This window comes from Amphritea sp., assembly GCF_050300915.1.
Taxonomy (GTDB): domain Bacteria; phylum Pseudomonadota; class Gammaproteobacteria; order Pseudomonadales; family Balneatricaceae; genus Amphritea.
In genome coordinates this window covers 1-20,104 of sequence record NZ_JBNKYN010000081.1, presented here as the reverse complement: position 1 = coordinate 20,104, position 20,104 = coordinate 1, and the positions used below count along the sequence as shown (strand labels likewise).

18 protein-coding genes and 1 pseudogene are annotated in these 20,104 nt (G+C 48.9%); 12 read left to right on the top strand and 7 right to left on the bottom strand.

Features of this window, described 5'->3' with window-relative positions:
- Positions 1–407 precede the first annotated feature (407 nt).
- Together ACQY8X_RS17340 and ACQY8X_RS17335 are read left to right on the top strand one after the other, a co-directional pair.
- Positions 408–1,226 (top strand): hypothetical protein, encoded by an 819-nt coding sequence (locus tag ACQY8X_RS17340; RefSeq protein ID WP_428036394.1) that lies wholly within the window; start codon positions 408–410, stop codon positions 1,224–1,226.
- Positions 1,227–1,377: 151 nt separating this feature from the next.
- Positions 1,378–2,319 carry a hypothetical protein gene (locus tag ACQY8X_RS17335; RefSeq protein ID WP_428036393.1) on the top strand — a complete coding sequence of 314 codons (942 nt, stop codon included), beginning with the start codon at positions 1,378–1,380 and terminating at the stop codon, positions 2,317–2,319.
- A gap of 171 nt (positions 2,320–2,490) precedes the next feature.
- On the opposite strand, the gene ACQY8X_RS17330 is transcribed toward ACQY8X_RS17335, so the two are convergent.
- The 3 genes from ACQY8X_RS17330 to ACQY8X_RS17320 all read right to left on the bottom strand — a co-directional run bounded on the left by ACQY8X_RS17330 (position 2,491) and on the right by ACQY8X_RS17320 (position 5,100).
- The gene (locus tag ACQY8X_RS17330; RefSeq protein WP_428036392.1) at positions 2,491–3,330 is read right to left on the bottom strand and encodes a class III extradiol dioxygenase subunit beta; all 840 of its coding nucleotides are present in this window, start codon (positions 3,328–3,330) and stop codon (positions 2,491–2,493) included.
- A 2-nt stretch (positions 3,331–3,332) separates the two neighbouring features.
- The gene (ligA, locus tag ACQY8X_RS17325) at positions 3,333–3,737 is read right to left on the bottom strand and encodes a protocatechuate 4,5-dioxygenase subunit alpha (protein WP_428036391.1); all 405 of its coding nucleotides are present in this window, start codon (positions 3,735–3,737) and stop codon (positions 3,333–3,335) included.
- A gap of 175 nt (positions 3,738–3,912) precedes the next feature.
- A complete protein-coding gene (locus ACQY8X_RS17320; RefSeq protein ID WP_428036390.1) occupies positions 3,913–5,100 on the bottom strand; it encodes a benzoate/H(+) symporter BenE family transporter in 1,188 nt (395 codons plus the stop codon).
- Positions 5,101–5,245: 145 nt separating this feature from the next.
- Between ACQY8X_RS17320 and ACQY8X_RS17315 the strand changes: the two genes are divergently transcribed.
- The 3 genes from ACQY8X_RS17315 (at position 5,246) to ACQY8X_RS17305 (ending at position 8,808) form a co-directional block, all read left to right on the top strand.
- Positions 5,246–6,133, top strand: a complete 888-nt coding sequence (locus tag ACQY8X_RS17315; RefSeq protein ID WP_428036389.1) for a LysR family transcriptional regulator — start codon at positions 5,246–5,248, stop codon at positions 6,131–6,133.
- 684 nt (positions 6,134–6,817) lie between these two features.
- On the top strand, positions 6,818–7,435 hold the full coding sequence (locus ACQY8X_RS17310; RefSeq protein ID WP_428036388.1) for a phage tail protein: 618 nt from the start codon (positions 6,818–6,820) through the stop codon (positions 7,433–7,435).
- A 95-nt stretch (positions 7,436–7,530) separates the two neighbouring features.
- Positions 7,531–8,808, top strand: coding sequence for a HEAT repeat domain-containing protein (locus ACQY8X_RS17305; protein ID WP_428036387.1), 1,278 nt, complete (start codon positions 7,531–7,533; stop codon positions 8,806–8,808).
- A gap of 194 nt (positions 8,809–9,002) precedes the next feature.
- Here ACQY8X_RS17305 and trpB read toward each other — a convergent pair whose 3' ends face one another.
- Together trpB and ACQY8X_RS17295 are read right to left on the bottom strand one after the other, a co-directional pair.
- Positions 9,003–10,205 (bottom strand): tryptophan synthase subunit beta, encoded by a 1,203-nt coding sequence (gene trpB, locus ACQY8X_RS17300; protein WP_428036386.1) that lies wholly within the window; start codon positions 10,203–10,205, stop codon positions 9,003–9,005.
- Positions 10,206–10,363: 158 nt separating this feature from the next.
- Entirely contained in the window at positions 10,364–10,612 is a 249-nt protein-coding gene (locus ACQY8X_RS17295) for a hypothetical protein (protein WP_428036385.1), read from the bottom strand.
- A gap of 110 nt (positions 10,613–10,722) precedes the next feature.
- Here ACQY8X_RS17295 and ACQY8X_RS17290 point away from each other — a divergent pair, with 110 nt between their 5' ends.
- The 5 genes from ACQY8X_RS17290 (at position 10,723) to ACQY8X_RS17270 (ending at position 14,873) form a co-directional block, all read left to right on the top strand.
- Positions 10,723–11,868, top strand: coding sequence for a 4-phosphoerythronate dehydrogenase (locus ACQY8X_RS17290; protein WP_428036384.1), 1,146 nt, complete (start codon positions 10,723–10,725; stop codon positions 11,866–11,868).
- A 90-nt stretch (positions 11,869–11,958) separates the two neighbouring features.
- Positions 11,959–12,681, top strand: coding sequence for a flagellar brake protein (locus tag ACQY8X_RS17285; protein ID WP_428036383.1), 723 nt, complete (start codon positions 11,959–11,961; stop codon positions 12,679–12,681).
- Positions 12,682–13,794 (top strand): ATP-NAD kinase family protein, encoded by a 1,113-nt coding sequence (locus ACQY8X_RS17280; protein ID WP_428036382.1) that lies wholly within the window; start codon positions 12,682–12,684, stop codon positions 13,792–13,794.
- A gap of 95 nt (positions 13,795–13,889) precedes the next feature.
- Positions 13,890–14,138, top strand: coding sequence for a hypothetical protein (locus ACQY8X_RS17275; RefSeq protein WP_428036381.1), 249 nt, complete (start codon positions 13,890–13,892; stop codon positions 14,136–14,138).
- 168 nt (positions 14,139–14,306) lie between these two features.
- Positions 14,307–14,873 (top strand): hypothetical protein, encoded by a 567-nt coding sequence (locus ACQY8X_RS17270; protein ID WP_428036380.1) that lies wholly within the window; start codon positions 14,307–14,309, stop codon positions 14,871–14,873.
- Between the two features lie 278 nt (positions 14,874–15,151).
- On the opposite strand, the gene ACQY8X_RS17265 is transcribed toward ACQY8X_RS17270, so the two are convergent.
- Positions 15,152–15,736, bottom strand: a complete 585-nt coding sequence (locus tag ACQY8X_RS17265; RefSeq protein ID WP_428036379.1) for a HupE/UreJ family protein — start codon at positions 15,734–15,736, stop codon at positions 15,152–15,154.
- 420 nt (positions 15,737–16,156) lie between these two features.
- Here ACQY8X_RS17265 and ACQY8X_RS17260 point away from each other — a divergent pair, with 420 nt between their 5' ends.
- Positions 16,157–18,892, top strand: a complete 2,736-nt coding sequence (locus ACQY8X_RS17260; protein ID WP_428036378.1) for a GNAT family N-acetyltransferase — start codon at positions 16,157–16,159, stop codon at positions 18,890–18,892.
- Positions 18,893–18,971: 79 nt separating this feature from the next.
- Here ACQY8X_RS17260 and ACQY8X_RS17255 read toward each other — a convergent pair whose 3' ends face one another.
- Complete coding sequence (locus tag ACQY8X_RS17255) at positions 18,972–19,280, bottom strand: ArsR/SmtB family transcription factor (RefSeq protein WP_205211017.1); 309 nt, start codon at positions 19,278–19,280, stop codon at positions 18,972–18,974.
- Positions 19,281–19,488: 208 nt separating this feature from the next.
- Here ACQY8X_RS17255 and ACQY8X_RS17250 point away from each other — a divergent pair.
- Positions 19,489–20,104 (top strand): annotated as a pseudogene (locus tag ACQY8X_RS17250) (RND transporter); the annotation flags it as partial.

Sequence of the window (20,104 nt, the reverse complement as noted above, 5' to 3'; positions counted from 1 at the left end):
CCTTTTTTATGATTGGGGGACGTTGTCAGATCGCCGCTTCGCGGCTGGCTAGCCGCTAGAACGTCGCTTCGCGACTCGCTAGAAAAAGCAAAGAAAACAGCAGTTGTAGTCATCAACAAGGCTGGGATATAGTCAAACCTGGTGGGTAACTGGAGTACCCGTGTCGTAGTCTGTGATTTTGATGGGTCTGTGTCGCTCAGTCAGGCATTAAAGGCAGTTCAGGCGGATATTCAGGATGAATACCAGTAATCCTTTTTTCCTCTCTGGCAGCATTTGCCTCCGCGCATTAAGTCACATATTCCTGATACTTACGGTTTCTGCTATATATATTTTACCCGTCCTGAATATAAATGTACCTTGCAAGGGCAGGCTATTAAATTGTTATGCGCCTAAGTAGAACGTCGTAGATGAAGTGTGAGCTGATCAGTAGCAAAGAAAAGGCTGCCGAACCGCCTCTGGCTAGGCCCGAGAGTTTTCAATTTGAGTCCGTTAAAGGGGCTACAGTTTGCTATCACCAACCGTTATACGAACAACCTTTGACTCGCCTTCAATCTGCAATCTATAAGGGTAAATCCCTGAATAAATTGAAAGGGCGTTTTTATAAGATCCAAAGCAATGGCGGGTATCTTCACCAGCACTATCCAGCAGTCGAGTATTACAAAATTGCGTACCGGATGATTCGAGACAACATCCATACAATCGGTCTGGCTAGAGAGGAGATACAGCAATATCAGGCCACGATCGAGCAAATTCACGCCACTCGGAAAGAAAGATTGCCCGGAGGGCAGACGAAGCTATCATTTGATCGGGAGATATATCAGCTGAGAGCGGGCCTTACCACGTATGTGTTTTCGGTTCGGGCTACCCTCGACACCATTGCAAGCCTATTTCAAACAGTTTACGGCCCACAAATTGGTCAACACATCAGTTTTAATGGGTTCATGAAGCATGTTCTGAGCGGTAAGTGTGTAGTCGACGACCCGATTCTTCTGAGTTTTCTGCGCAGTGAAATGGAGTGGTTCGTTCTGCTCAAGGACGTAAGAGACTACTTGGCTCATTTCGGAGCCCTTCACTTTTCAATTACAGAAAGCAACTCTAAATTGTTGAAAATTGAAATGTTTAGGGGCATGAAAATAGACGATTTCGTACAAACTATAGATGCTGGGTTTGGCCGTCTACTTGAATTTTTAGATGGGCATTGTGCAGATGTTGCAGTTGGCGCATAACAAATTGTTGCAGCGGACATTTGACCCACCACCCGTTTATCTATCGTAAAAAGAGGCGTTGCCTCAAATGCCGCTGAACTCGGGCGTTATATGAATCCACAAGTTGCGGAGATAAAACCTGAACAAACTAACTGACAAACTGAAGTTCTTGTTGTTAGCGTACTTCTCAAAGCATATATGTCCAGATTGTTTCTCCCTGACTAGCGTAGAAGCAAAAAAGAACGATTTTTACGAAGTTCACATATATGTGCCAGACGCCTCAAATGATGAGATCTCGAAGATACCCAGAAAGAATCATGGAGCGCTTAGGGTTAAGTGTGAGTTCATACCGAGTCTGAATGCCTCGAGGTGGGGGAATATTCTCGCTGGCAAGATGAAAAAAACCGGAAGTGTTGGATTTTCCGAAGGACTACTCTCTTCAGATTATTTAAGGTATTCGAGAATTGATGTGAATTATTACTTCGGGCATTGGAATATCCGGGAGCAGGAATGCTCTATCTATTCTCTTATTTATTTGTTCGTATTGCGATCTTTAAAACTCAGATATATAAGCATAGTAAAGTACAAGCTAGTTAAATATTTCAGGCTGCGTATATCTCGACGGAAACTAAGAGCTCCATTAAAAAGTAAGTATGAGATTTATGAAGCTCTCATGAATAATGATAATGTGCTAAGAAAAGGATCCTTTACAAAAAGTGAGCTATCTAATGCCTTGTTTGGGAATCATTATGTGGGTGAATATGCGGTATACCAAAAAGTATCTAAATCATTAGATTGGATTTTGGATGCATGCATTGAGGATGGTGAAATAAGGAAGGTAGGCAGCCAAGATGATCCCTTGTATGAGATAAAAGGAAAGGGAATTCATTATTTCACATTAACCAAAGAGCACTTAAAAAATGAAGAAGCAAACAAGCTAATTCAGAAACAGCAAATAGCCATTCAAAGGAAAATGGTTTGGCTTACAGTATTTTTAGTTGTTGGTACTTTCTTATCAGCTATCGACAAGGCCGAAGAAATAAAAAGATTTATGAGTAGCCTCATAACGTGGCTGAATTCATTAATTGAAATTATTAGTGGAATACTCATATAACAAAAACGTTGCATCAGACAAACCAGTGAGCGCGGCATTAACGCCCACTTTGTAGAAAGCTGACCTGCGAGGTTATTTCATCCTCTGAAAAAACGTCACGGTAAAGTGCTCAGGCCATAACGACGATGGCCTGAGAACAACATAAAAATGATGTGTTAATAGTGAAGCGGGTTATTCCGGTTTTAAAACCAGATGGCCCACTGCGGTGTTAGAGCCGGGTACATGGTAGTGACGGTGTAGTGGTTTAACATGGTCTCCCAGTGCGCCACGCATAATCAGCCACATGACCAGTTCAATACCCTCAGAACCTGCTTCGCGCAGGTATTCGATGTGGGGCATCTCCCGCAAACGTTGTGGATTGGCGGTCAGGTCATCGAGAAATGCATTGTCGAACTCCTGATTGATCAGTCCGGCGCGTGGGCCTTGTAACTGGTGGCTCATACCACCGGTGCCCCAGATCTGTACATTGAGGTCTTCAGGGAAACTTTCTACGGCGCGGGCAATCGCTTCACCCAGCATCCAGCAACGGTTGCCCGTGGGTGGTGGATACTGCACCACATTGACGGCAATCGGTACAACTTTAACCGGCCAGGCGTCGGGTTGACCAAACATCAGCGACATCGGTACGGTCAGACCGTGGTCAACATCCATTTTGTTAATAATGGTCAGATCAAACTCATCCAGGATGCAGGACTGGGCAATGTGCCAGGCCAGATCCGGCTCGCCAACCACGGGCGGTACCGGCCTTGGGCCCCAGCCTTCATCCGCTGACTGATACTCTTCAGCACAGCCAATCGCAAAGGTCGGGATAATATCCATCGAGAAGGCGGACGCATGATCGTTGTAGACCAGAATAACGACATCGGGCTTCTCTTCTTTGAGCCACTGTTGGGTCCACTCATAACCTTCGAAAATCGGTTTCCAGTAAGCATCTTCGGTCTTGCCATTATCAATCGCTGCACCAATGGCAGGTACATGGCTGCTGGCGATGGCTGCTGTAATTCGTGCCATGATTAATTCCCATCCTTAATTGAACGCAGGCCTTCAGGAGAGCGGCCACCGGCGATCATCATTGCCTGGTAGTCTTCCTGGGTCATACCGGTCATGGTGCCGACCGCTTGCAGGAAGCTTAAACCATCGGTTGAAAACACTTTGGCTAAAAAGTAGATATTGCCGCCCTCATCAAGGGCCGCATTGTAGTCGCGATCCAGAATAGTCTGTTTTTGCGCTTCGGTCATCGGCCATTCATCGAGATAGGCGCGCTCATCGGCTTTAAAACGTTCGCGGTTTTCCGGTTTCATCAGGCTCATGCAAAACTGGTTTAACCAGTAACCTTTTCTGCCCCGCTGGGCGGTATACACCCGGGTACCGGGAATATCTTCGAACTCGGCGAGATACTCATGAATTGATTGTTTCATTATATATTTCTCATTTTTTTTCACAGCTATAGAACGTGCATCGCTTGTTCCGACGTCAGTCACAGAGTTAAACGATGAATGGAAATAGTATAGGGGATCGATCAGGCTAACCCAATCGACGGGAGGCCGTATACGGCCTGTCAATCATTCAATTTTTGCGTCTCGCTATAAGTAATCAGCTCCGCCTGAACCAAGCCCGCATATTTTCCCGTTTCTGATACAACACAGCGTAGCTTAGCAAGCCGATAATCACTCCCCAGAAGGCTGCGCCAATGCCCAGATAACTCATCCCTGAAGCGGTGACGACAAAGGTGATCAGCGAAGCTTCGAAGTGAGAACTCTCCTGTGCCGCTCCCAGCAGATTACTGGAGATCGCCCCCAGCAGTGCAAGCCCGGCCAGCACCTCAACAAAGTGTTCCGGCAGTGCCGCCAGCAGCGCAATGATAGTGCCAGAAAAGGTAGCGCCAATCAGATAGAACACGCCATTGGAGATGCCGGCGATATAGCGTTTGTCGGGATTTGGATGGGCATCCTTACCGGTGCAGAGTGCCGCTGTAATCGCGGCAATCACCGTTGTGATCCCCCCAAAGAGTGAGGTAATCACGGATATGGCACCGGTACAGATAAATATGGGCCGGGCCGGGGTGTTGAACCCTGAGGCTTTGAGGATGGCAAAGCCCGGTAGAAACTGGCCACTCAGGCTGACAATCACCAGCGGAATGGCAAGACTGAGGGTGGCGTTAAAGCTGAACTCTGGCGCGATAAACACCGGAGAGGTGAAGCTGAGTTCGACCGACTGCAGATTGGTTTCTCCTAACTGCATCGCCCCGGCGAGTCCGGTGATCAGCAGTAACAACAGACAGTATTTGGGTAGCAGGCGTCTGAATATCAGGTAGCTGGCGATCATCAGAATACTCAGTTCAGGCATAAACTGGATCGCCAGAAACGCTTTAATACCAAACTGAAACAGAATCCCTGCCAGCATCCCGTGGGCGATCCCTCTGGGGATAGCGCTCATGATGCGGTCAAAGTAACCCGAGAACCCCAGCAAAATAAGCAGAAACGCTGCCGTAATATAAGCCCCCACCGCTTCATTCAGGGATAGCTCGGGAAAGAGGGTAATCAGCAGCGCCGTTCCGGGGGCAGACCAGGCGGTAATGATAGGAGCTTTAAACCAGATACTCAGGAATATGCCTGAAACAGCAGCACCAATAGAGATCGCCCAGACCCAGGAGGCCATCATCTCGTTGCTGACATCCGCACTTTGCGCCGCCTGATAGAAAATCACCAGCGGGCCGGAATAGGAGATCAGTACGGCCAGCAGTCCGGCGGTGATCGCCGATAATGAGAGATCTTTATGCATGATTGGAGCTATCCCGATTCAGTGGATTATTGTTTAGTATACCTAGTATATATTCTGGATAAATCGAGATAATCAGCGGTTTTAGAGATAGACTGTTTGGAAACACTGAATAATAGACCGTTGTTTAAAAATAAAGGGGTGAGAATTGGACAGACTGTTTGCTATGCAGATTTTTACCCGCATTGTTGATAGCGGCAGTTTTACCCAGGCGGCAAAGGAGCTGAATATCTCCAGGGCTTCGGCAACATCGATGCTGAAACAGCTGGAAAAAAGCCTTGGCGTCAGGCTGCTTCACCGCACGACCCGTCGGGTGAATCCTACCGTCGATGGCCGCTTTTATTATCAGCGCTGTCGCAACATACTCGAACAGGTGAGCGAAACAGAGGAACTTCTCTCCCAGGTAGCCGCTATGCCTCGGGGGCCTCTGCGTGTGGATCTACCCAATAGCTTCTCCCGTCTGGAAGTGATTCCCCGGCTACCTGAGTTTTGCGCCAGCTATCCCGATGTTGAGTTGTTGCTGAGTGCCGGTGACCGGGTGATCAATCTGGTGGAGGAGTCGGTCGATTGCGCCATCAGGATCGGTACGCTGACAGAAACCCCTTCGAATATTTCCCGACCACTGACACCACTGCGGCAGGTCACCTGCGCCAGTCCGCTCTATCTTAATCGGTTTGGTTTACCGCAGAGATTCAGTGATCTTGAAAGACATCAATGCGTTGAGTACCGCTCGACCTCCAGTGGAGAGGTGGAACCGCTGGAGTTTCTGCTGGATGGACAGCTGCAACAGCAAACGCTGCCCGCGCTGATCTCTGTGAGCAATGGTGACTCCTATGTGGCCGCCTGTGAAGCGGGCATGGGGATTATTCAGATACCGGAATACCATATCCGGCGTCAGCTTGAAGCAGGCACACTGGTTGAGATTTTGCCCGACATTCGCCCCCCTTCATTACCGCTCTCAGTGCTCTACAGCCATCATTCACATATGAAACCGGCTTTAAGAGTGTTTATCGACTGGATGGTAAAGCATTTTTAGGGGTGGTCCCGTTTGACTAACCTGCCGGTGTATTTCAGTCTAAAGTGATCCGTTTAAATGAATCGCAGGTACCCCTTCGATCATATAGCCGCTAAGTTTAGGGGGCATTGGAATAAGCTCCTCTTGAAACGGGTCTGAGATCTAACTTGTTCATAGATAAGTCGTGGTTCGTCAGATCACTTTCGCCGACGGCAAATTTGGCCAGAAGCGAAGAAAAAATTACAAAGCGACCTTCTCAGGCTTATGGATAACTGCCTACTTCCAACATTGTTTCGGTCGCACTTCTATATTGTTTTTGATGCCCGTATGGAAATCTCACACTGTTTCATCGAACCTGCCGTGAATGAGCGTGACCTCAACGTCAACCAAATATCAGTAAAGGTGACTAAAGAAAAGCGGCAGTAATTTTGCAAAATGTTTGAAATAAATAACATTCTTTTGGTGAATCAGATCCGCGGACATAGGATAACTCCTTCTGCATTCAGGTGAAATATTAAGTGAGCGCTGAAATTAGTGAGCTGAATAGTGAAACTTTGTTCGCCTCCCTTTCTGAGATCAGAAAATTGTGCAAACTTTGAGGGGCTTAATTGTTGATTACCTCTCAAGAGCCTGTTTTAAACAGTATGTCGACTTTTAATATGACTGTGTCTATTCTTTAACGTGATAATCAACGGGGGGATAAACATGAAGTACGATTTAAAAACGAAAATTGGTACGATTACACTTGGAACAATAATGTCCTTAGGCGCGATAGCGCCGAATCAGGCGGCAGCCGCGAGCGACCCTTTACTGGGTGAAATTATGCTTGTTGGATATAATTTTTGTCCACGTGGATGGCTGGCTGCCGAAGGTCAATTGCTATCAATAAGTTCAAATACGGCTCTCTTTTCACTTTACGGTACCATGTATGGTGGTGATGGAAGAACGACATTTGCTCTTCCTGATCTGCGAGGCCGGGCACCAATAGGAGCAGGTTCCGGGCCGGGTTTATTAAATCAGACTCAAGGCCAGAAAGGCGGTACCGAAAGCCTGACGGTTGGTATCAATAATATGCCATCGCACAATCACAATATTCAAGCAACCAATGCTCAAGCAAACATGGGGGGGCCTAATAATAAACTATTAGCGGCTGATAGTACTATTGATAAGTATGTTACTTACGATTCATCTATGCAGATTAAAACTATGGCCTCTAATATGGTCACTAACACTGGTGGTAGTCAGCCTATTTCAAAGCGTAGTCCTTATTTGGCATTGAAATGGTGTGTTGCAACAGTAGGTGTATACCCTTCAAGGAATTAAATTTCATTTTTTCGTTAACCTCAATGATCTGGCTGTGATCCTACAGGATCTCAGCCTGTTTCAAATAGCCACACTATCTAAGCGTTTAGACTTGTATGAACTTTAACTTTCTCACCTACGGGTTTGTGTTGGTGATTTTGGCAGTCGCCGTATCTATTGATCGATCAGACCGTGGTGTTGAAGGCGCTTCCGAATATTTGCCAAATGCTGAGGTTGTTTCAAAGAGTAACCAGAATCGGCAGATTACTTATTCTGCTAGTTTGGATTCGAGGAGAAACAGGAATGTGAATGAAAGCTTATTTAAATCGGATTTACCTCTCTCAAGCACACCAATCTTTATGGATTCTTATAGCATTGAGTTTCTTCAGGGGGATGCTCTGGAGAGTAGTATTAGAGATGTGCTCAATGATTTCGATCCTGAGAGCCGCTCGACTGCGCTTAATGAAGTATACAGACTAGACCATAATGCTGCTGTTAATCTGCTTTATGAAGTTATCCTTAAAGACAAAAATGGATCAGTGGTTGATAAAGCGGTTTCAGCTCTGGCAGATATAGCTGGAGATAGATCGGTGTCCCTGGTAACGACAGGTCTTAGTGATTCAGATGTAATGGTGAGAAGTGAATCAATAGAAGTGCTGGGCCTGATTGGGGAATATGGCTACAGTCTTCTTGGACAAGTATTACTGTCTGATCCTGATACAGGGCTTCGTCTGAGGGCGATGGAACTGTTGGCTGCTGATGGGGGAGAGGCAGCGATCTCATTAATTGCCAGTGTTGTTGATGATGTTAATCCAGAGATAAGCAGAACCGCAAAACAAATCTTAATGGACAATCAGTTCTCTACAGCTACATGGCAGGCTGGCGAAGGGAGTAACCAACTCTATTCAGTTAATGAAGAGTTAACGTTCGATCCGGAGAATCCAATTTTTTACCTGACCAATAAGAGTTTGCCTGAAGAAAGGATAGACGCTCTTTGGAGGATGCCATCTGTCGATGAAGATGCTGTGCAAACGTTGCAGGTAGTACTTCAACAGGATAAGGATCTTACTGTAAGGCAAGAGGCTCTTTCCGTTTTGGAGAGCATAGGAAGTGAAACAAGTTTTTCAGTCATCACATCTGCGCTGGGAGATGACTCGTCAGAATTGAGGCAAGCAGCTCTCGAATCTCTCTGGAGAAATGATGCTCAGGATAGATTAGCTATTGCAGGGCAAGTAATGTACAGCGATCCGGCACCTTCAGTAAGATTGGAAGCTATTCGCTTGTTAGCAAGAGAATCATATCCCGCAGCCCGCTCTTTGCTTAGCGCAGCCAGAAATGATTCAGATGAACAGGTGAGTCAGTATGCCGCTTATCTGCTTCAACAGGATTTATGAAATTCTGCTGGGGGGCTGTGATTAATTCCAGTTTTGAAGCTTTCGATTCCGCTTAATTTGACGGTGTAATAGATGTTGTTTACTTATAGAAACGGCTCTTAAACGTCGTAGTAAAAAGCCGCTTTCGAGGATTAGATCAAATCTAAGTAGGAATCTGATAGATAAGATCTAATCCTTACACGTTATCTAAGAACTTACAGCCCCAGCTTATCCGCCACATAATCGGCGTCTTTATCACCCCGGCCGGAGAGGTTCACCAGAATGCTCTTATCCTTGCCCAGCTTCGGTGCTTCGCGTATCGCCCAGGCGACGGCGTGGGCGCTTTCCAGCGCAGGGATAATGCCTTCCACCTGAGACAGGGTCATAAAGGCGTTGAGACACTCTTCATCGGTGACGGATTCATACTCAACCCGCTCGATATCTTTCAGATAGCAGTGCTGTGGGCCGACACCGGGGTAGTCCAGTCCGGATGCAATGGAGTGAACCGGCAGTGGCTCGCCATTTTCATCCTGCAGTACGTAGCATTTGAAGCCGTGAATTGCGCCTGGCGTGCCTTTTGTCAGGGTGGCGGAGTGATCTTTGGTATCCAGACCTTTACCGGCGGGCTCAACACCGACGATCTTCACATCTTCATCTTCAAGGAAGGCGGTGAATAGTCCCATGGCGTTAGAGCCACCACCGACACAGGCGGTGATGATGTCTGGATTTTTACCATGCCGGTCGTTGAACTGCTGACGGGCTTCACGGCCGACAATGCTCTGGAAGTCACGCACCATTTTCGGGAAGGGGTGCGGGCCAACGACAGAGCCGATGGCGTAGATAAACTCTTCCGGGTTTTTCAGGTACTCTTCGAAGGCGCTGTCAACGGCGTCTTTCAGGGTAGCTGTGCCACGGGTGACCGGTACCAGTTTGCAGCCCAGAATTTTCATCTTGGTGACGTTGGGATGCTCTTTCTCAATGTCCACCTGACCCATATGGATCTCACAGGGAATACCCACCAGCGCACAGGCGGTTGCCAGGGCAACACCGTGCTGACCGGCACCGGTTTCTGCCAGTACTTTCTTTTTGCCCATAAACTTAGCCAGCAGGGCTTCGCCCAGACAGTGGTTAATCTTGTGAGCACCAGTGTGGTTGAGGTCTTCGCGTTTCAGGTAGATCTGCGCACCGCCAAGTTTTTCACTCAGGCGCTTAGCATGGTAGATCGGGCTGGGGCGGCCAACATAGTCCTGATTCAGTTGCATCAGTTCATTCTGGAACGCTTCAGTGTTGCGAATCTCTTCGTAAGCCTGATCGATCTCATCCATCACCTGCTTGAGTTCCGGGGGAATAATCTGGCCACCGTAATTACCGAAATAGCCCTCTTTGTCTGGCATCGGGGCAAAATCAAACTTACTCATAAAACCTCTCTTAGCTCATATCTGACGGCTAATAATGTGATACCGCCGGGCACGAATATTTTTAATATGTGTATTATGTAGAGAGGAATATATCGCTGCGGCGAGCAGATGCCAACCGTTGAGACTAATTAATTACAGGGTTGTTGAGGCGGCGCAGGTTAACCGAAATCCAGTTCGATCTGCTGCTCTTTGGACACGGTTTTTTTAAAGCCCAGTGATTTTTGCTTACGGCTGATTTCACGTAGCTGTCCGCGGGCTTCATGGTAGCAGTGAAAGATGGTGTGATTCACAGAGCCTCTGTTATTCAGGGTATTGCCCCAGGATTCACTCAACACCCAGTCCCCCATCAGATCCTGATAGAGTCGGACAATGAAATAATCCTGTTGTCTGCGCCAGCGAATGATCAAAAAGCTACCCGAGTAAATTTGTCCGGAAATGATGTCAAACCGTAAGGCGGGCAATTATAATCGGCGTTTCGCCCCTTAACCAGCTGATTTTATAACCTTTGGAGTGATCATTGAAACCTTCCGCACTGAACATTGTTGCTGATGAAAATATTCCTGCACTTGAGCGTTTATTTGGTCATCTGGGGACGATTCGTAAGCTACCAGGGAGAACTATTCAGAACAGCGATCTGCAACAGGCAGATCTGCTGTTGGTGCGTTCAGTTACCCGGGTAGATCAGCAGTTGCTGGAGAATACTCCAGTCAGGTTTGTTGGCACCGCAACCATTGGTACGGACCATATCGATACCGGCTGGCTTGAGGCTAATCGTATCGGTTTTTCCTGCGCACCGGGCTGTAATGCGGATGCCGTGGCTGAGTATGTGATCAGCTGTCTGCTGCTGGTTGCTGCGGAACAGGGTTTCAGTCTGACGGATAAAGTGGTTGGTATCGTCGGCGTGGGTAATGTGGGCCGGCGTTTGCAGCAGCGGCTGGTGGATCTGGGGGTTAAGTTATTGTTGAATGACCCGCCCCGCGCAGCAGGGGGAGAGGAGGGGTTCATCGGTCTTTCAGATCTGTTAGCACAGGCTGATATTGTCTGTCTGCATACGCCACTGACCCGCAGTGGGGTGCATCCAAGTTATCATCTGCTGAATGCGCAAAACCTTCATATGATTAAGCCCGGGGCGATATTACTTAACGCGGGCCGGGGGCCGGTTATCGACAATAAGGCGCTGCTTAACTGGCATCAGGGGCGTTCAGATGTAACACTCTTGCTGGATGTGTGGGAAGATGAACCCGTGGTTGACAGTCATCTGGCGCAGCGGGTGCGCATCGGCACACCGCATATCGCCGGTTATACACTGGATGGTAAGATTCGTGGCACCTGGATGCTGTATAGGGCGTTTTGTCAGCAGCAGGGAATAACTCCCGGGATAGAGTTGTCTGATTGTCTTGCGCATGCCGGACCAGCGCCGGAGATTGTGCTGGATGGTTCTGAGACGCTCACCAATATCGTCAACGCCATCTACCAGCCAGAGGCTGATTTTAAACGCTTTATGGACTCGCTGGTGGATGCCGGTTCGCAGCCGCAGGCGTTTGATCTGTTAAGAAAAAACTACCCGGTGCGGCGGGAATTTGTCGCGGCCAGGTTTACCGGTGTTGAACCTGCTCCGGCGCTTAGGCAGCAGTTACAAGCGGTTGGTTTTAAGTTGGGTTGAGCTGTTGAGTAGAGTGAGTTGAGGCATCATCTCTTTCATGGTGTTGTTACCTGATGTCCTGACCCTGATGAGAGATATGGAAACCCTTTAATGACGTTGAAACTGGAATCAATGAGTACGGCTAAAACGCTGGCTGATCTGCGCCTGCAGATTGGCGAGCCGGTGCGGGTTGAAATCCGGGTTCCCCGGGCGAAGTTCACCGCTAAGTTACTGGGGTATGCTGAAAATGGTGGCATCATGATCTCAGCGCCTCCTCTGAAAACGGCTGCCCCGACATTGACCAATGAAGGCAACCTCGCCAGTCTGCGTTTGATCAGTGGCAATCGTATCTGTAGTTTCACCAGCAAAATTCTCAAGCTGTATGATCAGCCGTTTAGCTACTGGCTGCTGGAATACCCCGAGACCATTGAATTAAAACGGATCAGAGGGCACAGCCGGATCCCCGTGAATCTCAGCGGTTCTATTGATGATTATGACGAGATGGCCGAGCGGGAGGGGCTGCCTGCCGGAGCGCTCTGTGTTGATATCAGTATTGATGGCGCGTGTTTGCAACTGCCCTATGCACTGGGCAGCGTTGGTGATCGTTTTTATCTGACAACCCGATTACAGATCAATGATATCGACCAGGTTTTGCTGGTACCGGTGGAGCTAAGAAATATTCGTAGCAGTCAGGGGGAGGGGAGCAGTTTGTTTAACCATGGTGTTAAGTTCCTCGATCTGGATGAAGATACCCGGTTGATTATTACCGCTTTTGTATATCAGCAGTTTTTAGTAGAGACCGGTCATCTGGATCAGACCGGGCAGGAGCTATAGATGTTTCGCTTAGGGTTGATTGTTAATCCACTGGCCGGTGTGGGAGGCAGTGTTGGGCTTAAAGGCAGCGATGGCGAAGCGACCGCTATTAAAGCACTGGCGCTGGGTGCTGAACCAAAAGCCAATCTGCGCACTCAGCAGGCCTTACAGCCGCTGCTGGGACTGAATATTGAACTGATAACCTATCCCGGCGAAATGGGTGAAGAAAGCGCCCGTATTGCAGGTTTTCAACCGCAGGTGATTGGCCGCATCACCCCGGGCCATACCTGTGCTGAAGATACTGAACGTGCTGCCCGGGAGATGGCTGAACAGGGGGTTGATCTGATTCTGTTTGCCGGAGGTGATGGCACGGCCCGTAATATCTGCCACGCCATAGGTGATTCCACCCCGGTGTTAGGTATTCCCGCAGGTGTCAAAATTCATTCAGGGGTTTACGCCGTGACGCCCAAAGCTGCTGGCGAAGTAGTGGCGATGTTGGTGCGGGGCGAACTGGTGACCCTGGCGGATCAGGAGGTGCGGGATATCGACGAAGAGGCGTTCCGCGCGGGCAGGGTTCGGGCTAAATGTTATGGTGAACTGCTGGTACCGGAGGAGGGGCGCTTTCTTCAGCATGTCAAAAATGGCGGTCGTGAAGTTGAAGAGCTGGTGCTGGATGATATCGCCGCTGACTTTGCTGAAAACATGCAGGATAACGTGCGTTATATCATGGGCTCTGGCTCGACAGTACAGGCGATTATGGACCATCTCGGGCTTGAGAATACCCTGCTGGGTGTAGATCTGATCGAGAATGGTCAACTGATCGGCAGCGATCTGACCGCGCAGCAGCTGCTGGAGATGACGGAGGGGATCGATACCCGGCTGGTGATCACCGTCATTGGTGGTCAGGGGCATATTATCGGTCGGGGCAATCAGCAACTGAGTGTCGAGTTACTCAAGCGTCTGGGCCGTGAAAATATGATTGTGGTGGCAACTAAGAGCAAGATTAAACAACTCGAAGGCCGTCCATTGATTGTGGATAGCGGTGATGCTGCGCTGAATCACCAGCTTTCAGGATTGATCAGAATAGTGACGGGCTATCGGGATGCTATTCTTTATCGGGTGGCGGATTATTGATGTACTGCAATTGTGTTAATTCAAAGAGACTCATTAGACAGGCAAAATCCTGATTCTTTGATAAGCTTTAAGAATGGCTTTGAGGGGTAATCACTATGGGATTTGAATTAATACGCTTCTATCTGCAGTTATTATTACCAGAATGGATGCATTCCACCCATCCCGATGGCAACCATTTCTTTCGGCGGAAGTTTACCGCTGCCTATAAAGCCCGGCTGCGCTGGGTTTACCGTATCTGGCTGGGGTCCGCGCTGCTGATGCTGGCGATCCCCGCACCGCCGGTGATTATTGGGCTGGGATTGTTTACGACTTTCATCTCTTTCTCGTTGCTGGATGAAACCTGAAACATCGGTTAAAGCGGTTTTCCCCCGGCAGGCTCTGTCATCTACTTGTCATTGAATAGCAATATTTTGGCAACCGTTTAGTAATTTTCTCTGTTTACCCTTCATGTGGAGTTTTTTACGCCTGACTGGAAAACGCTTCAGGCGCTTCACATCAAACCGGGGAAACACATGTCCTTTCTGAAAAAAACCGCAGTTGCTGCTGCGATCACTGGTGTAATGCTGACACTGACTGCATGTCAGTCCAATGAAGTTAAGCAGGAGGTGGTTAAAGCACCAGAATTGAATAATCAGGATCTGTATGAAGTTGATCATGAAGGCCGTCACTATGTCTTTGATGATTTTGCTGTGTATCAGGATTTTCTCAACGTGGGTGAAACCTCTTTCCGCAAGGTCTTTATCGGTGCCGGACCTCACGGTGAGTCTTTGGTATTTGGCCTGCGCAGTGAGGATAAGAAAAAGCTTGAAGGTCTGGCCGGGGTGGAGATGTACAACGGTAAGATGGCTGCCGCAGACCCTTTTTATGGCGAGATGCGTGCAGAAGATGGTCGCCTCTACGTCTTCAGCAGCCTGAAAGATATACAGGCGGTGCGTGACAGCGGCGAAGCTGCTTATCGTCTGACGCAGATCGGTACTGGTCCTCAGGGGCAAACCGTTGTTTTTGTTCTGAATGACAGTAATAAGAAAAAGTATCCGACAGAGCTGGTTGCCCGTTTTAAAGCGATGAATGCACTTTAATGCACTTGTGGGGTAGCGATAACGCTTGCGTTACCCTTTCGCGCTGCTTTTTTGGGCTTAATGAAAACCTGTTTCTTGCGGCTGTTTATGATCCGCTGGATAAAAAAACCGGGCAGAGCCCGGCGAATAAGTGCTTGAAACTGTTCTGGGTGATCAAAACAGGGCAGCGGAAATCTTACGGGGACACGTAAGACTGATCAGGTTGACCGGTTAATGAGTAAACCGGTCAACTGAATTAGGTGACTGAGTAGTATCAGCTCATGCTTTTTGTTGGTTTTTCAAACCGTAAGCAACAGATAGCTACCCATACCTGCAATACCGGCACCGGCGATATTGGCCAGCAGGGGTGTCAGTTGGCGGGTTGCTTTAAAAATACCCATTCCAGTCAGGTGAAGCACGGCTGAGCTGGTCATAAACCCGGTCGCGAAGAGCAGCATTGAGCCTGCTGCAACCTCAACTCCGTGGGCCTGACCGTGGGCACAGGCGAACAGGGCGGTGAGGATCAGGCTGGCAGAGGCCGGCAGCCGTGTGGCCGTCGCAATGATCAGGCCGCAAACCAGCAGGGACGCAGCAATCGTGTGTTCGATCAGCGGCATCACCATGCCATTAACCGCCATGAAAAAGCCGATAGCAAGAAACACGATAAAGGTAGCGGGGATGGTGATCTGTTGAGATTTCTTCTGCATCGCGGCCCAGAAACCAATTGCCAGCATTGCCAGCATATGATCCAGACCTGAAAACGGGTGCGCCAGTCCAGCCTGCAGACCCGTGGCCGAATCGTGGCCGGTATGTGCCAGTGCTGGAACAGAAACCAGTAGGGCGAGTAGTGCTGCACTGGTCGTTATCATAGGGCTGATTTTCATCTGTGCTACCTTTTATTATAGGGGTTACGGTTACCGGTGGATTTGGCTCGGCAGACCCGTGGTCCGGTTTACGCTATATCAAAGCTCTTATATTGAAGGATCTAGCAAATGTGAGGCCAAAAACGTTTGTTCTCCTTTGATTTTTTATTCCACGCTGTTACCCCTGTCGTTACAGGGGGGTGATTGGAAAACTCAGCACGAGGGGGAGAGCGTTGCTAAATTGAACTGGTAACTTTCTTACCAGTTGATAGGTAAATTGGTATGAAATGACTGTTTTACCCACTTTGGCAGGGTTTATGACATTGATCACCATTATTTGAGCAATAATGTTTGTGCTGCACCTGCGTAATATGGAAGATATAGACTCAGTAGTCTGATCAGGTTGACTGATCAGTTCTGAAGGTCTGCGGAGTAAGTCTCTTGAGTACAAAATATCTCAAACGTTTTTTTAAGCCTAAATCGATTGCGGTGTTCGGAGCCTCTGAAAAAGAGAACAGCATGGGTGGTGTCGTGCTGCAGAACCTGTTGGATAGTGGTTATAAAGGCCCGCTGATGGCGGTGAATAAGCGCGGTTATGACACGGTTTTTGGGGTCACCTGTTATAGCAGCTTAACAAAGTTGCCAGAAATGCCTGATCTGGCGATTATCTGTTCTCCCCCTGAGAGTGTTGCTGAACTAATCCGCAAATTGGGTGCGAATATGGTTAAGGCGGCCATGATTCTGACAGGTGGCCTGTCTATTGCCAGTGAGCCGCTGGGCAAAAGTATGCGCGATGAGATCATGGATGCAGCTAAGCCCTATGGCATCCGGATTATGGGGCCGGATTGCATGGGGATGCTGGTGTCTGGCCATAATATGAATGCCAGCTATTCACACCTGAATATCCGTAAAGGAAAAGTAAGCTATGTGGGTCAGTCCGGCCTGTTAGGCACAGCGATGATCGACTGGGCCAACGGACAGGAGATCGGCTTCTCCCACTTTCTCACCCTCGGCGAGGGGGTCGATATCGACCTGTCATCAATTATTGATTACTTTGCTCAGGATCCCTACACCCAGTCGATTCTGATTCAACTGGATCATCTGGTTGGCTCCTCCCGTAATCTGCTCAGCTCTCTGCGTGCGGCCTCGCGTAACAAGCTGGTGCTGGTGCTCAAATCCAATATGATCTTCGATGAAGATAAGCAGAGTCAGCCAGCACTGGGTATTAAAGATGAAGATATGGTCTACGATGCGGCACTGCGCCGTGCCGGTGTGGTTCGGGTGGACACGGTCGATCAGCTTTATAATGCTCTGGAAACGCTGTCGCGGATGAAGCCGATGCGGGGTGAGCGGCTGGCGCTGGTCTGTAATGGTATGGGCCCCAGCGCTCTGGCGACGGATCAGCTATTGCGTAAAGGGGGAGAGCTATCGCAGCTGTGTGACGAGACGGTAACCGCTTTACGGGAGATAATACCGGATCACTGGAATCTGAAAAATCCGATCGATCTGCACGCGGATGCGACGCCGGAGCGTTTCGCCCGGGTGACTCAGCTATTAACCAAAGACCCCAATGTGGATGCGGTACTGGTGATTCATGCTCCAACGCGGATGGCCCCCGGTGTCGCGACCGCGGAAGAGATTATTAAGGTGGCCCGTAATACGCCGCGTAATATTCTCACCTGTTGGATGGGGCGAAGTACGGCGATTGAGTCACGCAACCATTTTAACGCTGCCGGAGTGACCACGTTTATCACCCCCGAAGAAGCGGTCGATGCTTTCATGCATATGGTGGAGTTTCGCCGTAATCAGGAAGTGATGAAACAGACTCCTGCGCCTTTTGAAGACCCCAATGAGCGGAACCATCAGCGGGCCAAAGCCCTGATTGCTGATGCTATGGCACAGGGGCGTGATTACCTGACGCATAACGAAGCGACTGATCTGCTGGATCAGTATGATATTCCGGTCTCCCATACTCAGTATGCAGAGGATGTTGATGGGGTGGTCGATGTTGCTAAAAAAATGGGGGGAGCCGTCGCTTTAAAAGTGATGCATCGGGAAAATATCTACCCGTTTAACTACGACAATAAAAACCACCCGCGCTGGAAAGATCAGGCGATGGATCTGTTCTCCTCTAATGAGGTCAGGCAGGCCGCTACACAACTGGCTTACCGGGTGAGAGAGCGCTTTCCTGACGATGATGTCCTGGGGTTCTGTGTGCAGCAGATGAAGCGGGGCTTTCAGTCGCTGCAGATCAATATGGGGATCACCCGTGACCCGGTGTTCGGGCCGCTGCTGGTGTTTGGTAATGGAGGGTATTCTGTTGATGTTCTTGCGGACCGGCAAGTGATGCTACCGCCGCTTAATCTCAGTCTGGCCCGTCAGTTGATCATGACGTCACATATCTATTCTGTGTTGAAAGAGAGTAGTGAACAGCTTGAGAGAGATCTGGAGCAGCTTAGCAATCTACTGATTAAGCTGTCACAGATGGTGGTGGAACTGCCTAATCTGAAAGGTCTGGAGATTAACCCGATGCTGATTAACCGGCGGGGAGCATTGGCTGTTGATGTAGCGGTCTCTTTGGGTGAGCCATCCGTGCTGGCGATCTCTCCCTATCCTGAGTATCTCAGTGAGCATATTTCACTCCGCAAGTCTGGCCGAAAAGCGATGGTCAGAGCGATACGGGGTGAGGATGAGCCAAACCATCTGGAGTTTTATAACAAGTTGAGTCCAGAGTCGATCCGCCTGCGCTATTTTTATAGCCGTGGCATTCCAACCCACCAGGAACTGGCTAACTGGACGCAGATTGATTACGACCGGGAGATGGCTTTTATTGTAACAGCACCGAGACAGGGAGAGCCTGGTTGGGAAACTCTGGGGGTTGTCCGGGCGGTAACCGATGCTGATAACGTTCGCGCTGAGTTTTCCGTTGTGATCAGAGATGATCTGCAGGGGGAGGGGCTGGGGGCGGTACTGATGCAGAAAGCGATCGATTACTGCAAAACCCGGGGTACTCTGATGCTGATGGGATCAACCCTGACTTCTAATAAGGGGATGCAGGGCCTGGCGCAAAAGCTCGGTTTTAAAAACCACTACAACATGGAGGAAGATGTTGTCGAGATGGAGATGATGCTGAATGAGCCAACCGAAGACTGGCAACGGTACCGGTTGCAGAATTGAACTAGCCCGGTGAGATAAAAAACCACCCTGTCGGGTGGTTTTTTGCTAATAGCTTATTTCCAGGGTTAAACGTCTGGGATTATGCGGTCGGACAGAACATCTCATGCAACGTATGAATGATTCTGGTCGCGGTATCGCCAGAGAGTGAGTAGTAGATGGTCTGAGACTCGCGTCGGGTGCTCACCAGGCCATCTTTACGCAGCACGGCCAGGTGCTGCGACAGGGCGGACTGACTCAGATCCAGGCAGTGGTTGAGTTCACTGACGGAAAGCTCTTTACCATCCAGGTAGCAAAGAATCAGCAGGCGACTCTCGTTTCCCAGCGCTTTCATCAGTTTGGCGGCCTTACTGGAGTTTACTTTCATCATGGCCAGTGTTTCCGGTGTCATCTGCTGGGGTGCTGTATTCAATCTGTTCTCCGATTATTATTTTTTTGTAAGACATCTAAAACTCCCTCAGTGCCCTACAATACAAAGGCATATTTTACGTTAGCAGCGGTTAAATCTCAATTTACTAATGTAGTACTTTTAAATATTAGTATATGCTAATATAATAATCAAAATAAAGCTTTAGCTATAAGTAGAACAGGACTGACAGATGCTGCGAACTACACTGGTTAATCTATCAATGAATCGCCCGAAATGGGTGTTCTTCGGGGTGTTACTGCTGACCGTGATCGCGGGTTTGCAGATCCCGTCAATTAAGGTAGATACAGATCCGGAGAACATGCTCCCTGCTGATAATACCGCCCGGGTGTTTCACGATCATGTTAAAGAGCGTTTCGGCCTGCATGACATGATTGTTGTGGGGGTGGTGAATAACTCTGCAGGGGGGATCTACAACCAACAGAGTCTGACCGAACTGCAGCAGTTATCTGATGCGATAGTGCAGATGGATGGTGTTGTCAGTCAGGATCTGATGTCGTTGGACCGTGTCGACAATATCAGTCAGGAAGGCCCCGGAACGATCCGTTTTGAGTGGATGATGAAGCAGGTGCCAAAGGATCAGGCGGGTATCGATCAGATCCGCAACTCGGTCGAGCGTTTGCCGTTGTTAAACAACACCCTTGTTTCGGGTGATGGCAAGGCTGCGGGTATCTATATCCCCATCACCCAAAAGTCTGAAAGCTATCGTATTTCAGGACTGATTCAGACCGAGATCAGCAAACTCAGCGGTAATAATCAGTATTACATCTCCGGCTTACCGGTCGCGG

Bases quoted from the DNA above. Each gene is read 5' to 3' on its own strand.
- ACQY8X_RS17270 (WP_428036380.1), top strand. From the start codon at position 14,307: ATGTCCTTTCTGAAAAAAACCGCAGTTGCTGCTGCGATCACTGGTGTA.
- ACQY8X_RS17330 (WP_428036392.1), bottom strand. From the start codon at position 3,330: ATGGCACGAATTACAGCAGCCATCGCCAGCAGCCATGTACCTGCCATT.
- ACQY8X_RS17285 (WP_428036383.1), top strand. From the start codon at position 11,959: ATGACGTTGAAACTGGAATCAATGAGTACGGCTAAAACGCTGGCTGAT.
- ACQY8X_RS17310 (WP_428036388.1), top strand. From the start codon at position 6,818: ATGAAGTACGATTTAAAAACGAAAATTGGTACGATTACACTTGGAACA.
- ACQY8X_RS17340 (WP_428036394.1), top strand. From the start codon at position 408: ATGAAGTGTGAGCTGATCAGTAGCAAAGAAAAGGCTGCCGAACCGCCT.
- ligA (WP_428036391.1), bottom strand. From the start codon at position 3,737: ATGAAACAATCAATTCATGAGTATCTCGCCGAGTTCGAAGATATTCCC.
- ACQY8X_RS17320 (WP_428036390.1), bottom strand. From the start codon at position 5,100: ATGCATAAAGATCTCTCATTATCGGCGATCACCGCCGGACTGCTGGCC.
- ACQY8X_RS17255 (WP_205211017.1), bottom strand. From the start codon at position 19,280: ATGACACCGGAAACACTGGCCATGATGAAAGTAAACTCCAGTAAGGCC.
- ACQY8X_RS17280 (WP_428036382.1), top strand. From the start codon at position 12,682: ATGTTTCGCTTAGGGTTGATTGTTAATCCACTGGCCGGTGTGGGAGGC.
- trpB (WP_428036386.1), bottom strand. From the start codon at position 10,205: ATGAGTAAGTTTGATTTTGCCCCGATGCCAGACAAAGAGGGCTATTTC.
- ACQY8X_RS17305 (WP_428036387.1), top strand. From the start codon at position 7,531: ATGAACTTTAACTTTCTCACCTACGGGTTTGTGTTGGTGATTTTGGCA.
- ACQY8X_RS17275 (WP_428036381.1), top strand. From the start codon at position 13,890: ATGGGATTTGAATTAATACGCTTCTATCTGCAGTTATTATTACCAGAA.
- ACQY8X_RS17265 (WP_428036379.1), bottom strand. From the start codon at position 15,736: ATGAAAATCAGCCCTATGATAACGACCAGTGCAGCACTACTCGCCCTA.